At 45.4% G+C, this 14842-nt stretch carries 16 protein-coding genes; all 16 read left to right on the top strand.

Going from position 1 to position 14842, the window contains the following annotated elements:
• Positions 1 to 52 precede the first annotated feature (52 nt).
• The 16 genes from L3V45_RS11140 (at position 53) to rpsA (ending at position 14831) form a co-directional block, all read left to right on the top strand.
• Positions 53 to 1111, top strand: a complete 1059-nt coding sequence (locus L3V45_RS11140) for a YpbB family protein (protein WP_014305325.1) — start codon at positions 53 to 55, stop codon at positions 1109 to 1111.
• Positions 1104 to 2594: a RecQ family ATP-dependent DNA helicase gene (locus L3V45_RS11135; RefSeq protein WP_236837000.1), complete on the top strand. Its 1491-nt coding sequence runs from the start codon at positions 1104 to 1106 to the stop codon at positions 2592 to 2594. Before L3V45_RS11140 ends, L3V45_RS11135 begins: the two co-directional genes overlap by 8 nt.
• A gap of 14 nt (positions 2595 to 2608) precedes the next feature.
• Positions 2609 to 3196 carry a CPBP family intramembrane glutamic endopeptidase gene (locus L3V45_RS11130; protein WP_014305323.1) on the top strand — a complete coding sequence of 196 codons (588 nt, stop codon included), beginning with the start codon at positions 2609 to 2611 and terminating at the stop codon, positions 3194 to 3196.
• Positions 3174 to 3944 (top strand): LysM peptidoglycan-binding domain-containing protein, encoded by a 771-nt coding sequence (locus L3V45_RS11125; protein ID WP_069013357.1) that lies wholly within the window; start codon positions 3174 to 3176, stop codon positions 3942 to 3944. Before L3V45_RS11130 ends, L3V45_RS11125 begins: the two co-directional genes overlap by 23 nt.
• Positions 3945 to 4012: 68 nt before the next feature.
• Positions 4013 to 4471, top strand: a complete 459-nt coding sequence (locus tag L3V45_RS11120; protein ID WP_069013356.1) for a YpbF family protein — start codon at positions 4013 to 4015, stop codon at positions 4469 to 4471.
• Between the two features lie 86 nt (positions 4472 to 4557).
• The gene (locus L3V45_RS11115) at positions 4558 to 5346 is read left to right on the top strand and encodes a metallophosphoesterase (protein WP_044053380.1); all 789 of its coding nucleotides are present in this window, start codon (positions 4558 to 4560) and stop codon (positions 5344 to 5346) included.
• Between the two features lie 151 nt (positions 5347 to 5497).
• Positions 5498 to 6082, top strand: coding sequence for a genetic competence negative regulator (locus L3V45_RS11110; RefSeq protein ID WP_003153412.1), 585 nt, complete (start codon positions 5498 to 5500; stop codon positions 6080 to 6082).
• A 160-nt stretch (positions 6083 to 6242) separates the two neighbouring features.
• On the top strand, positions 6243 to 7517 hold the full coding sequence (gudB, locus tag L3V45_RS11105) for an NAD-specific glutamate dehydrogenase (RefSeq protein WP_003153413.1): 1275 nt from the start codon (positions 6243 to 6245) through the stop codon (positions 7515 to 7517).
• A 105-nt stretch (positions 7518 to 7622) separates the two neighbouring features.
• Positions 7623 to 8606, top strand: coding sequence for a YpdA family putative bacillithiol disulfide reductase (locus L3V45_RS11100; protein ID WP_003153414.1), 984 nt, complete (start codon positions 7623 to 7625; stop codon positions 8604 to 8606).
• 96 nt (positions 8607 to 8702) lie between these two features.
• Entirely contained in the window at positions 8703 to 9359 is a 657-nt protein-coding gene (gene prsW / locus L3V45_RS11095) for a glutamic-type intramembrane protease PrsW (protein WP_003153415.1), read from the top strand.
• Between the two features lie 132 nt (positions 9360 to 9491).
• On the top strand, positions 9492 to 10361 hold the full coding sequence (gene sleB / locus L3V45_RS11090; RefSeq protein ID WP_015388061.1) for a spore cortex-lytic enzyme: 870 nt from the start codon (positions 9492 to 9494) through the stop codon (positions 10359 to 10361).
• Positions 10362 to 10385: 24 nt separating this feature from the next.
• Entirely contained in the window at positions 10386 to 11735 is a 1350-nt protein-coding gene (ypeB, locus tag L3V45_RS11085) for a germination protein YpeB (protein WP_236836999.1), read from the top strand.
• Between the two features lie 87 nt (positions 11736 to 11822).
• A complete protein-coding gene (locus L3V45_RS11080) occupies positions 11823 to 12479 on the top strand; it encodes a flagellar brake protein (protein WP_015388063.1) in 657 nt (218 codons plus the stop codon).
• Positions 12480 to 12525: 46 nt separating this feature from the next.
• The gene (locus tag L3V45_RS11075; protein WP_003153420.1) at positions 12526 to 12702 is read left to right on the top strand and encodes a YpfB family protein; all 177 of its coding nucleotides are present in this window, start codon (positions 12526 to 12528) and stop codon (positions 12700 to 12702) included.
• A gap of 78 nt (positions 12703 to 12780) precedes the next feature.
• Positions 12781 to 13455, top strand: a complete 675-nt coding sequence (cmk, locus tag L3V45_RS11070) for a (d)CMP kinase (RefSeq protein ID WP_044053377.1) — start codon at positions 12781 to 12783, stop codon at positions 13453 to 13455.
• A 227-nt stretch (positions 13456 to 13682) separates the two neighbouring features.
• Positions 13683 to 14831 carry a 30S ribosomal protein S1 gene (gene rpsA / locus L3V45_RS11065; protein WP_003153426.1) on the top strand — a complete coding sequence of 383 codons (1149 nt, stop codon included), beginning with the start codon at positions 13683 to 13685 and terminating at the stop codon, positions 14829 to 14831.
• Positions 14832 to 14842 lie beyond the last annotated feature (11 nt).

The raw sequence follows: 14842 nt of genomic DNA, 5'->3' as shown, positions 1-14842 counted from the left end.
AAAAGAACCAAAAAACGAAACTTGTCACAAAAGAAATGTAGGTGTGTTTAGATTGGCGATAAACTACTTTGATACCGTGGTTCTCGACTGTCTGGACAAAATAGACGGCGAACGGACTCCGAGTGCTGTGTTTCATTTATTAAAAGGAAAAAAGTCGTCTCAAACCATTCAGGATGCCGGCTTATTTCAGATCGCTAAATATTTCGGCATGGCTTCACAGTGTGAACGCGGCGATATTGCGGCTTCTATGCATAGACTCACCGAGAACTCATACATCACAGCCGGAAAAGAAGAGGGAACGCGGAAAGTGACTGCGCGCGGCGTTCAAAGGCTTGAACGGGCGTTTGCTGAGCGGCCTTGGCCGAAGCACTGCCACGGCGCAAATTATCAAACGCCTGCCGTCATCCTGTGGAGGCGGCTTTCCCTGCTCATTCAAGTCCTGTCAAACAAAGAGCATCAATGCAGTCAATATATCCCGGTTACCAACGATGTGCAGACGCTGAGATGGGTCAAATGGTTCATGCGGAAAAACAGAGATGCTAAAGAGCTTTCCGTCCAAATGCACGACGCGCTGTTTCAGCTTCTGCAAGGCGTAAGTGAAAGGCAGGCGCTTATTTTTGTCTATTCTTTAACTTCATTCAACAGAATCGGCAAAACGAATAAGCAGCTCGCTCTCCAGCTGAACGAAGATGAATGGTATGTGTCCGTCCAGTTTTGGGGAGCGGTACATTATGTTATTCAATCGCTTCCGCAATGTGCATATCCCGCTCTGCGCGAGCTGTTGTCCGATCTGCAGGCGGAAAGCGCGCTGACACAGTCTGCCAGAAAAACCTTTGAGCTGTTGGAAAAAGGGTTTCCGATTGAACGGATCGCCGCGGTCAGAAATTTAAAAACCGCCACAATCGAAGATCATATCGTAGAAATATCATTGCATCAGCCTGCATTTTTTATAGAACAGTATCTTTCTGAAGAGGAACAGCGTATGATAACGGCATTTGCAAAACAGCATCAAACAAATAAAATTAAACGGATTCGCGAAGGAATGCAGATGCGCTTCAGCTATTTCCAGATCAGGCTGGCGCTGGCAAAGACGGTGAATCAGCATGACTGAGCTGCATAAAGCTTTATCCAGGTATTTTGGTTTGCATTCCTTTAAAAAAGGGCAGGAAGAGATTATGACTAGCGTGCTCCAAAAAAAGGATACGATCGCTATGCTTCCGACCGGCGGGGGGAAATCATTATGCTATCAGCTCCCGGGTTACATGATGGACGGGCTGGTGCTGATTATTTCACCGCTTCTTTCATTAATGGAAGATCAGGTGCAGCAGCTGAAAGCAAAAGGAGAAAAGCGGGTTGCGGCATTAAACAGCATGCTGAATTCCGCAGAGCGGCATTTTATTCTCAGCAACATCAGCCGGTATAAATTTCTCTATATGTCTCCTGAAGCCCTTTCTTCACCTTATGTACTGAACCGTTTGAAAAACGTTCCGGTCAGTTTATTTGTTATTGATGAAGCTCATTGCATATCGGAATGGGGACATGATTTCAGGCCTGATTATTCGAAGCTCGGGCCTTTCAGACAGGCACTCGGAAAGCCGCCTGTATTGGCGCTGACTGCAACAGCGACAAAAGAAACGCTCAGAGACGTGACGGATGTGCTCGGACTTGAGCATGCGGTGCGTCATCTTTATTCAGTCAACCGGCCGAATATTCTCCTGGCGGCAGAACATTTGGCTGATAATGCCGAAAAAATAAGCAGGCTCACGGAGCTTGCCGAAAAGCTTGAAGGCCCCGGTATCATATATTGTCCGACCAGAAAATGGGCGGAAGAGCTTGCGGCTGAGCTGAATGAAAAAACGGGAAAGCGGACGGATCATTATCACGGCGGAATGGATACAGGGGACAGAATCTTGATCCAGCAGCAATTTATCCATAACCAGCTTGATTGCATCTGCTGTACCAATGCGTTCGGCATGGGTGTGGATAAGTCAGATATCCGCTTTGTCATTCACTTTTATCCTCCCCAAACGGCTGAGGCCTTTATGCAGGAAATCGGCAGAGCGGGACGCGACGGCAGCCCGAGTGTCAGTATTTTGCTGAGGGCGCCCGGCGATACCGAGCTTCAGCAGCAGATTATTCAGACAGAAAGCCTGTCTGATTATGATCTGGAAGGCATTTTGGCCGTCATACGGGATGCCGGTACGGATGATGAGCGAAAGCTTCGGGACGTTCTGATCAATAAAGGCGTCCAGGAAACACAGGCGCGAACGGCCGTCCATCTGTATCTGCAAGGAAAAACCACAAAAGAGCAGCTGCAGGAAGAACTGACATACCGCGTGGAAAAGAAGCTGCGTAAAATGAACCGTTTTTCGGCGTTATTAGAGCGGAAAGAATGTATAAGAAAAGCGCTGCTGTCTTATTTTGATGAATCGTATGAGCCTGAAGGCCAAACCGGACAATGCTGCAGCAGCTGCGGACTTGATCTGGCTCCGTACGAGCAAAAAGGAGAACGGAAAAACATGGAACGGTTTGAAGATTGGAAGCTGGAATTAGGCCGGATTTTCGGTTCAGAGTCTGCGGGTGAGTTCAGCTGAGACGGCAAAGCGAATTGATCCAGCAGCTCTCAGACCGGGAGATTGTGATACAGCTGTATGCCACCCAATTGCTCATATTGGCGGTTTCAGCTGTTATCGGCTTTTTCTTTTTCACCGACATTCACGATTTTTTAAAGCTGTGGCATATACGTGACGATAATATCATATGGTACGGTGTAACTCTTGCCGTCCTTGTCATTTTTGCCGATCTGGCGGTGATGAAGTGGTGTCCTTCACATTTATATGATGACGGCGGCATTAATGTATTGCTTTTTAAGAACAGGCCGGTTCTGCACATTTTGTTTTTGACGCTTCTCATTTCGTTCAGCGAAGAGATTTTGTTCAGAGGCGTTCTGCAGACACATATCGGCTTATGGGCCGCCAGCTTCATTTTTACCGTGCTTCATTTCAGATACTTGGCGAAGTGGCTTCTGTTTATGATGGTTGCGGGCATCAGTCTTTTGCTGGGGCTTATCTATGAATGGACCGGCAATTTATTCGTTCCGGTTACAGCGCATTTTATTATTGATGCGGTATTTGCCTGTCAGATCCGTTTTCAATATGTTAGGAGGGGTTTGCATGACGGAAATGTCAAGAGTTGAAAGAAGAAAAGCTCAGCTGCGTGCCGAGCAGCAGGTTGCCGCGGCCGCGGATGAACAAATTGAATATCTTGAAGACAGCCTCCCGACAAGACAATCTGTAAAAGAGGAGCGTAAAAAAAAGGAAGAGCAGGTGAAGGAAAAAACCAAAACAAAAACGCCGCTGTTCACTTTTCTGACCGTCCTGTTCATTATCGTAACAATCGGTGTCTTTTTCGGTCTTCTTTATATGACGAACAGCAGCAGATTTGACCCGAAGGACTATGAAGATGTCTTCATAGACCACAGTGAAAGCGCGCCTGCCGTTATTCCGAAAGGCGCTCAGAAAGATACGTCAGAAACCGCTCTTTTAGAACAACCGAAAAAAAAGTCTGACGACAAAGATAAGAAAGAAGCGGCTGCATCTGAAAAAACAAAAGAAAAACCAAGTGAAAAAACACCTGAAAAAACGGAAACGTCCTCAGAAAAACAAGTAAAGCCGACAGACACCGAATACGCGGAGACAAAACAGCAGTCTCCGCCGGCTGTCCGTGAAAAAGCGGCTCCGGCTGCCGCAAGTGATCAAGCTGGGACTGTCCCGAAAAAAGTGCGGACCGTACAGCATACTGTACAGCCGAAAGAAACGCTTTACCGCATTTCAATGAAATATTATAAAAGCCGGGCGGGCGAAGAAAAAATCCGCAGCTACAACGGATTAAACGGAAACGACGTGTACACCGGCCAGGTTCTGAACATTCCGCTGTCTGATTAAAATAAATGCATGTTTTCACCGCGTTTTTCATATAGTGTACTAATGAAAACGGACAAGGTGTGAAGCGCATGGATTCTTTATGGAAGCAATTAGACCGATTTGCTGACGGACCGACGAAACAAATGCTTCAGGCGCTGGTGAAACGGAAATTAAAATACGAAAATTATGCCGCACAATGCCGAAGATGGCAGTGGGCGTCCCTCGTTTGTTTTTCCCTGATGTGCATACTGCTGATGTTTAAAAGCTTTAACGCCCCCCAAGCCTCTCCGCAGCTGATTCTGCAGGAAATATTAGGCCATACGGTTTATTTGTGCTGGATTATGGCTTCCGCTTTTGCGTATTGCATTTCTTATTATTTTAAAAAAAAGGAAGAAAAAGCTGAGGGTGAATTTCATAAACTGAGATGTGAAATTATCCAAAAAAGCACGGATTTATGGCCCCAGCCTGAAAAATGGAGGGCGAGAGAATCTGTTTTTCACTTGATGAAACATCGGTATGATATCAATCTTTATTTTGAAAGCAAATAAAATGAGGCGTTTTCCGGAAAGGATAGAAACGTCTTTTTTTGTTTGTCCGTCTAATGTAAGACAATGACAGAATGGAGAGTGCGTTTATGAAGCTAACAGCGGGAATTCTCGGCTCATTGGCGGGAGCGGCTGCGGTTATGGCGGCCGTCATGTACAAAACGGCAAACGGCAGCCATCTGAAAACACATACATTTACGCTTGATAAAATGAAAGGGATGAAGCCGCTCACCATCTTCTTTATATCTGACGTGCACCGCCGTTTAATTGATGAAAAGCTTCTCCGCGAAGCGGCAGTTTATAAGCCGGATGCCGTTTTGCTCGGCGGTGATTTGGCGGAGGGCGGAGTTCCTTACGCCAGAATTGAAGAAAACATCAAACGTCTGACGGCTCTCGCGCCTGTCATTTATGTGTGGGGAAATAATGATTACGAGGTCAGCCAGCAAAAATTGCTCTCACTTTTACGGGCATACAAAGTGATTCCGCTGAGAAATGAATCGGTTCAGTTTGCTTATAAAGGGGAAACCGTTACAATCTGCGGGGTGGATGATATCAGGATGATGATGGATGATTACGAATCTGCAATCAGATATACGGATGCTGACAAAGTAAACCTCCTGCTTTGCCATAACCCCGACATCCATGAGCAGATGAGGGAGTCAGACGGGATTGACGCTGTGTTCAGCGGCCATACGCATGGCGGCCAAATCCGTTTCGGCCGGTTCGGGCCGTACGAATTGGGCGGGACGGGAACGGTAAAAAAAGCGCATTATCTGATCAGCAACGGCTACGGGACGACAAAAGTTCCGCTGAGGCTCGGGGCGAAGCCGGAGACGCATATGATTACGCTGTGCGGACCGGATGAGCCGTTTTCTTGAAACAAATCCGGCCGCGGTGATAAAAAACGGCATTCTGCTTGTCTTCCCGCTGTACACGGTGTAAACTGATAACAAATTAAGAACCTATGACTCATTTATTCATATACTGTGTTATATGATTTGTGTGCAAGAAGAGGCAGGAGGGAACATTATGCGGCTTGAGCGTCTGAACTATAATAAGATTAAAATCTTTTTAACCCTCGACGATCTGACTGATCGGGGACTGACAAAAGAAGACCTCTGGAAGGACTCGTTTAAAGTCCACCAGTTATTTAAAGATATGATGAATGAAGCAAATACAGAGCTCGGCTTTGAAGCGAATGGTCCGATCGCGGTGGAAGTATATTCTCTTCAGGCACAAGGTATGGTTGTGATTGTAACGAAAAATCATGACGCGGACGCAGAAGATGACGAATATGACGATGATTATATCGAGATGCAGGTCAAACTTGACGAAAGCCCGGATATTATTTATCAGTTCCATTCGTTTGAAGATATCATTCAGCTTGCCGGAAGCCTTCACCGAATCGGGATTACCGGCGGCACCGTCTACCATTATGAGAACCAATACTATGTAAGCCTTGAAGACCTCGGCTCCCGTTCCGCCGAAGGCGTCATCGCGGTGCTGGCTGAATACGGACACCCGGCGACAATTACGATTTACAGGCTCCATGAGTACGGAAAACTCATCATGGACGGCAATGCTGTGGAAACCATCCAGAAACATTTTTCATAAAAAAGATTTGAAACGGCAGCTGTTTTCAGCGGCCGTCTTTTTTTAAGCGAAATAATGGAAAAATCATTGTCTTTCTTCTATGCACGGAGATATTGAAGGTGTATACTAGTCACTGAAAGGGAGCATGAGAGAAACAGAAGATTTTAGGAGGTTAACTCAAATGGCAGCCGATCGATTCACCGGTCATAATGAAGAAGACAAACATGATGTATTAAAATCAACCCAAACCGTAATACATAAAGCTCTGGAAAAATTGGGGTATCCAGAAGAAGTGTATGAACTGCTGAAAGAGCCGCTCAGATTATTAACGGTTAAAATTCCTGTTCGGATGGATGACGGGTCTGTGAAAATATTTACAGGCTATCGTGCGCAGCACAATGATTCCGTAGGTCCGACAAAAGGCGGCATTCGTTTTCACCCGAATGTAACTGAAAAAGAGGTGAAAGCACTTTCCATCTGGATGAGTTTAAAATGCGGAATTATTGATCTTCCTTATGGCGGTGGTAAAGGCGGAATTGTTTGTGATCCGAGAAATATGTCATTCAGAGAGCTTGAAAGGCTGAGCAGGGGATATGTAAGAGCAATCAGTCAGATTGTCGGACCGACTAAAGACGTCCCGGCACCTGACGTATTTACAAACTCACAGATTATGGCTTGGATGATGGATGAATATTCAAGAATTGATGAATTTAACTCACCCGGCTTTATTACGGGAAAACCGCTTGTACTCGGCGGATCCCACGGCAGGGAATCAGCGACGGCAAAAGGCGTCACCATCTGCATAAAAGAAGCGGCCAAGAAAAAAGGTCTCGATATTCAGAACGCGCGCGTCGTCGTACAAGGTTTCGGAAATGCGGGCAGCTATCTGGCCAAGTTTATGCATGACGCCGGCGCGAAAGTTGTCGGAATTTCTGACGCGTACGGAGGCCTTTACGATCCGGACGGTCTTGATATTGATTATCTGCTTGACCGCAGAGACAGCTTCGGAACGGTGACGAAGCTTTTCAATGACACCATTACGAATCAGGAGCTGCTTGAGCTGGACTGTGATATACTTGTCCCGGCGGCGATCGAAAACCAAATTACAGAAGAAAACGCTGACCGCATCAAAGCGAAAATCGTGGTAGAAGCGGCAAACGGACCGACGACACTGGAAGGAACGAAAATCCTGACAGACAAAGGAACGCTGCTGGTTCCCGATGTTCTGGCGAGCGCCGGCGGTGTAACGGTTTCTTATTTCGAATGGGTTCAAAACAACCAGGGCTTCTACTGGAGTGAAGAAGAAGTCGAGGAAAAACTGGAAAATATGATGATAAAATCGTTTAATAATATTTATGAAATGTCCCAAAACCGCCGGATTGACATGAGGCTTGCGGCTTACATGGTCGGCGTGCGGAAAATGGCTGAGGCTTCGCGTTTCAGAGGCTGGATATAAACCAATCGTTTGCATAAACAAAAAAAATCTCCTATGATAATATAGGAGATTTTTTATATGAGTGGAAACTTATGATGGAAATGCCAATCGCAGGAGTTGAAGGACATGACAGAAGAAAAAGCAATTATAATAGGCGGAGGTCCTTGCGGATTATCGGCGGCTATACATCTGAAGCAAATTGGCGTGAACGCGCTTGTGATCGAAAAAGGGAATGTCGTAAACAGCATTTATAACTATCCGACCCACCAAACTTTTTTCAGTTCAAGTGAAAAATTGGAGATCGGCGATGTCGCCTTTATTACGGAAAACAGAAAACCGGTCCGAATACAGGCTCTCTCTTACTACAGAGAGGTTGTCAGAAGAAAAGAGCTGCGCGTAAACGCCTTTGAAATGGTGGAGCGCGTAACGAAACAGGAAGACGGCCGTTTTCTTGTAGAAACGTCAAAAGACCGCTACCTCACTCCGTTTTGTATCATTGCGACAGGATATTATGATCATCCGAATTATATGAACATACCGGGTGAAGGGCTTCCTAAGGTATTTCATTACTTTAAAGAAGGCCATCCTTATTTTGATAAAGATGTTGCTGTGATCGGCGGGAAAAACTCAAGTGTGGACGCGGCTTTGGAACTCGTGAAGTCCGGTGCGCGCGTCACGGTGCTCTACAGAGGACATGAGTATTCCCCGAGCATCAAGCCGTGGATTCTGCCTGAGTTTGAGGCCCTTGTCAGAAACGGCACAATCCGGATGGAATTCGGCGCTTGTCTTGAAGAAGTGACGGAAGATGAAATCATTTTCCGCTCCGGCCGAAATGAGACGGTCCGGCTGAAAAACGATTTCGTATTTGCCATGACGGGATACCATCCCGATCACGGTTTCCTCGAAAAAATCGGTGTGCAGATTGATGCTGAATCAGGCCGGCCGTTTTTCCGGGAAGAAACGATGGAAACAAATGTTGACGGTGTTTTTATCGCCGGAGTCATTGCGGCTGGAAATAACGCCAATGAAATTTTTATCGAGAACGGCCGTTTTCACGGCGGCTTGATCGCAAACGAAATATCAAAACGGCTGGGTGCAGAGAGCATATGATCATTCATATGCTCTTTTCTAAAAAAATTGAAAGATGTAAAAATATGAACAACATGGTACCATAGATATAGGAATATAAAGGAAAGAGGTTGCCTGATGTTTGCAATCATCTCTGCAGGAATTGCTCCCGGCATTGCGCTGTTAAGCTATTTTTATTTAAAAGATCAGTATGACAATGAACCTGTACATATGGTGCTGAGGTCTTTTTTTCTCGGGGTTGTCCTTGTGTTTCCGACCATGTTTATCCAATATGTTCTTGAAAAAGAGCATGTGGGGGGAGGAAGCTTTTTCGTTTCGTTTTTGTCTTCGGGATTTTTGGAAGAATCGGTGAAATGGTTCGTTCTGATGATCAGTGTGTACCCGCATGCTCATTTTGATGAGCATTATGACGGAATCGTTTACGGGGCCAGTGTGTCTTTAGGCTTTGCCACGCTTGAAAATATTCTGTATTTATTCGGCCACGGCGTTGAGCATGCTTTTATAAGAGCGCTTCTGCCGGTCTCCTGCCATGCGCTGATCGGAGTGATTATGGGCTTTTATCTCGGAAAAGCCCGCTTTTCGCAGAAAAAAGCCCGTGTCAAATGGCTTGTGATTTCGCTGGCCGTGCCTTCATGTCTGCACGGTTCTTACGATTTTATTCTTACCGCCCTCAATCATTGGGTATATTATATGCTGCCGTTTATGCTGTTTTTATGGTGGTTCGGGCTGCGAAAGGCAAAAAAAGCACGCTCCGTCAATATGATCCAAGTGTGAAGAAACCGCGCATCGCGTGCGGTTTCTTTTTTTATGCCTTGATGAGGGATAAGAAGGAAACGGTGTATAAAAATATCCGCGTGACAGACAATACGGATACACTTTAAATTTTGCAGTAGGAGGCTTGAAGAGATGAAGTGCAAAGGAGCCTTTATGGCATGTCTCATTCTATTTTCTTTCGCCGCCGCTTTCTTCGATCATCATGAAACGGTTCATGCGTTTTCAAATCAAGTGATTCAAAGAGGCGCGACGGGTGATGATGTTATAGAATTGCAGGCCCGTCTTCAATATAACGGATTTTATAACGGGAAAATCGATGGTGTTTACGGCTGGACCACATACTGGGCCGTGAGAAATTTTCAGGAGAAATTCGGCATGAAGCCGGTTGACGGCCTCGTCGGGGCGAAAACCAAACAGGTGCTGATTTCAAAATCAAAATATTACCGTGAATATGTAATGGAGCAGATCCAAAAAGGGAATACGTTCACTCATTATGGCAACGTCCCATTGGAAAACCAAACAAAACCGAGAGCCGGAGCGCAGAAGCCGGCGGGAACGAATAAGCCTGCTCAAAAGCCGCAAAACAATACAGGCGGTCAGTCAAATCAAAAGCAAAATACGACAGCAGCCAATATGCCTGGCGGTTTCTCAAACAACGACATCAATCTTCTGGCGCAGGCTGTGTACGGGGAAGCGCGCGGTGAGCCGTTTGAAGGACAGGTTGCCATTGCCGCGGTTATTTTAAACCGTATTAAAAGCCCGTTATTCCCGAATACGGTGGCCGGCGTCATTTTCGAACCGCTCGCGTTTACCGCCGTTGCCGACGGCCAAATATACATGCAGCCGAATGAAAGAGCAAAAGAAGCGGTTCTTGATGCGATTAACGGATGGGACCCTTCTGAAAACGCGCTTTATTATTTCAATCCTGATACGGCGACAAGCAAATGGATTTGGGGACGTCCGCAGATTAAAAGAATCGGAAAGCACATTTTCTGTGAGTAAAAGTACGCAAAATGAGGTGTTAACATGATTAGAGGAATCATTATCGCTGTTCTCGGTGTCGCGATCGCCGCAACCGGATACTGGGGATATAAAGAGCATCAGGAAAAAGATGCGGTCCTTCTGCACGCGGAAAATAATTATCAGAGGGCTTTTCATGAACTGACGTACCATGTTGATCAGCTTCACGACAAAATCGGGACGACGCTTGCGATGAACAGTAAAAAATCTCTGTCTCCGGCGCTCATTGATGTATGGAGAATTACATCTGAAGCACATAACAATGTGAGCCAGCTGCCCCTGACTCTCATGCCTTTTAATAAGACGGAGGAGTTTTTATCCAATATAGGAGATTTCAGCTATAAAACATCCGTCCGGGATTTAGACCAAAAACCGCTTGATAAGAAAGAATATACAACACTGAACAGCCTGTACAAACAGGCGGAGAACATTCAAAACCAGCTTCGCAGCGTTCAGCATCTCGTCATGAGCAAAAATTTACGGTGGATGGATGTTGAAATGGCGCTCGCCTCTGACAAAAAACAAAGCGATAATACGATCGTCGATAGCTTTAAAACAGTCGAAAAAAATGTAGGCGCTTTTTCTGAAGACAGCATCAGCCCCACATTTACGGGAGCAAATACAGAACGAAAAGGTTTTACGCATCTGAAAGGAAAACAAATTACTGAAAAAGAAGCGGTAAAAATCGCACAACGGTTTGCGCCTGATCATAATTATTCCATTAAAGTGGTCAAAAGCGGCCGGAAGACGAATCGGGATGTATACAGTATCCGCATGAATGACGCGGATCACAAATCTTTTATCTATATGGATATTACCCAAAAAGGGGGACATCCTGTCTATTTGATTCAAAAACGGGCCGTGAAGAAACAAAAGATCAGCCTCAATGAAGCATCTAACCGGGCTGTCGCGTTTTTAAAGAAAAACGGATATGAAACAAAAGGCCTCGAAATTGATGAAAGCGCGCAATATAATAACATCGGCGTCTTTTCTTTTATTCCCGTGGAGAAAAACGTCCGCATTTATCCGGAAGCCATCCGAATGAAAGTGGCGCTGGATGATGGTGAAGTCGTCGGTTTTTCCGCGCGTGATTACCTGGCGGCGCACCGCACGAGAACGATTCCGGCTCCCGCTTTGTCAGCTAATGAAGCGAAAGCGAAGCTGAATAAAAATGTTGAAGTGCGGGAGACCCGGCAGGCGCTGATCACGAATGAACTCGGTCAGGAAGTGCTTTGCTACGAAATGCTCGGGACGATCGGGAAAGACACGTATCAAATGTTCATTAATGCTGACGATGGAAAAGAGGAAAAAATAGAAAAATTAAAAAGTGCAGAGCCTATATATAAAGACCTATAAAAATAAAGGAGGAAAGGGCCAAAAGTCTTTTCCTTTTTTTCATTACATGCTTTAATAAAAGCATAAATAATGAAAGAGTGAAGGCCCATGATAGCTGTCGGAGATTATATTTGGATTGAATACATAGAGAACAATGAGCCCAAAAAAGCGAGGAGTAAAGCAGTAAGCGTTGAAAACGGCGAACTCCACATCTCATATCCCGTCGATCTGGATTCGGGACGGACGGTCTTTTTGCATAAAGGATTGGAAATAACAGCGGAATTTATGGGGAATGGCCAAGTACCGTATCAATTTAAAAGCATAATTAAAGGAAAGAAAAAAGAACCCATCCCGATGATCGGATTGGACATCCCCCCTCAGGAGGAAATGAAGCGGATTCAAAGACGCCGATACGTCCGTGCAGACGCAGTATTGGATGTATCCGTCAAAATGGAAGCGAAAAAAACCGCTTTTCAAACGGTTTCCTCTAATATCAGCGCCGGCGGAATCGCTGTTGTGATGCCTGAGCATATTTCCGCGGAACCAGGTGAAAAGCTGTATGTCTCATTTTCTCTTCCCGGCAAGGAAAATGAGGCGGATATAACGGCCGAGGCTCTTACACAGCGGATTTTTTATGATGAAAAGGCGGATAAACAAAAAATGACGCTTGAATTTACAGAAATCGGCCCCGCAGCGCAGCAGCTTTTACTCCAATATTGTATGCGCGCGCAGCTGCAGCAGAGAAGAAACAGTCTGTCGGAATAAACAGCAGCGCACTTTTCCATACTAATCCTAATGGAGGTGCGCGTGTATGAAAACATTTGAACGTCTGCTGGTCAAATTGGTCTGCATTCAGCTTATAATTTTGGGCGCGGTGCAGTTTTTGCTTCATTATCAGCCTATTGAACCTTATATTTCGAAAGCTGTGAAATATGAGGGAGTTGATAAAATGGAGAAAAAAGAATGGATTGAAACGGTAAAGCGGTAAATCAGCTCAATTTTTTCGCCCCTTTTCCGGCAGTTCATGATACAATCCATAGAGGAGTAAAGAGCAAGGAGAGAGATTATGGACAAGAAATTATCAATTGCGATCGACGGGCCGGCCGCTGCCGGAAAAAGCACCGTTGCTAAAATAGTAGCTGAGAAAAAATCATATGTGTACATTGATACAGGGGCGATGTATCGTGCCATTACATATACGGCACTCAAGCAGAATGCCGATTTAACCGATGAAGCCGCGCTTACAGAGCTTTTGAAGCGTACGGAAATTGAGCTTGTATCCGCTCCGGAAAGACAAATCGTTCTCGTAAACGGAGAAGATGTGACAGAAGAAATCCGAAAAGACGAAGTCAGCAACCAAGTATCCATCGCCGCCAAGCATAAAGGCGTCAGAGAAGAAATGGTCAAAAGACAGCAGCAGCTCGGACAAAAAGGCGGTGTCGTCATGGACGGCCGTGATATCGGTACTCACGTGCTGCCTGATGCCGAAGTGAAAATTTTTCTGCTCGCGTCCGTAGAGGAAAGAGCGAAGCGCCGATATGAAGAGAATAAGAAAAAAGGCTATGACGTGAATTACGAGACGCTCATTGAAGAAATTGCCAGACGCGACAAACTCGATTCAGAGAGGGAAGTTTCCCCGCTGCGCAAAGCGGAAGACGCGATTGAAATCGATACGACGTCACTCAGCATTGCCGAAGTCGCAGGAAAAATTCTGGAGATCGTCGAACAGAAATCACGTTAACTTCGGGCGGAGCGCTTTTTAATTTTTTTCAAAAGACAAGATGTTATTGCTTGACAAACCAGTCCTTTTATTAGAAGTTAATACTAATAAAACTTTTTATTGATCATTCAAAATCTTTTTTGGATGATTCTTTAATACATATTCGGCTGAAAAGCGGACATTCACATGTTCAGCTTTCAAACCGTATTAATTAAGCTGTGTAGGTTTGGACCAAGGAGGTTATTCAAATGACAGAGGAAATGAATCAAATTGATGTTCAAGTGCCAGAGGTTGGAGATGTAGTAAAAGGGATTGTGACAAAGGTAGAGGACAAGCATGTAGATGTCGAAATTGTCAATGTCAAACAGTCCGGAATCATTCCAATCAGTGAATTATCAAGTCTTCATGTAGAGAAAGCATCGGATGTCGTAAAAGTTGACGACGAGCTTGACCTGAAAGTAACAAAAGTGGAAGACGATGCTTTGATTTTATCTAAACGTGCCGTTGATGCTGACCGCGCTTGGGAAGACCTTGAAAAAAAATTCGACACAAAAGAAGTGTTTGAAGCTGAAGTGAAAGATGTGGTGAAAGGCGGTCTCGTCGTTGATATCGGCGTTCGCGGCTTCATTCCCGCATCACTTGTCGAAGCTCATTTCGTCGAGGATTTCACTGACTATAAAGGGAAAACCCTCTCTCTTATCGTCGTTGAACTCGACCGTGATAAAAACCGGGTGATTCTGTCACACCGGGCTGTAGTGGAAAAAGAACAGACAGCCAAAAAGCATGATTTTCTCCAAACGCTTGAGGTTGGAAGCGTGCTTGAAGGAAAAGTGCAGCGTCTGACTGATTTCGGCGCATTTGTCGACATCGGCGGAATTGACGGGCTTGTTCATATTTCGCAGCTGTCTCATTCACACGTCGAAAAACCGTCTGACGTGGTGGAAGAAGGTCAGGACGTAAAAGTGAAAGTGCTGTCCGTAGACCGCGATAACGAGCGTATTTCTTTATCTATTAAAGAAACGCTGCCGGGACCTTGGAGCCAGATCGGCGAAAAGGTAAAACAGGGAGATGTGCTTGAAGGAAAAGTGCAGCGCCTTGTAAGCTTCGGCGCCTTCGTTGAAATTCTTCCGGGCGTGGAAGGACTTGTGCACATTTCGCAAATTTCCAATAAACATATCGGAACGCCGCATGAAGTGCTTGAAGAAGGACAGACTGTTAAAGTGAAAGTGCTGGACGTGAACGAAAGCGAAGAGCGCATTTCCTTAAGCATGCGTGAGCTTGAAGAAGCGCCGAAAGCCGATCAGGAGGACTTCCGTCAATACCAGGCGAAAGAAGAGCCGAGCACCGGCTTCCAGCTTGGCGATTTAATCGGAGACAAGCTTAATAAATTAAAATAAATTGGTGATAA

The organism is Bacillus sp. R45 (assembly GCF_021729365.1).
In the GTDB taxonomy this organism is placed as follows: Bacteria; Bacillota; Bacilli; order Bacillales; family Bacillaceae; genus Bacillus; species Bacillus velezensis.
This window is presented reverse-complemented; position numbering and strand designations above follow the sequence as displayed.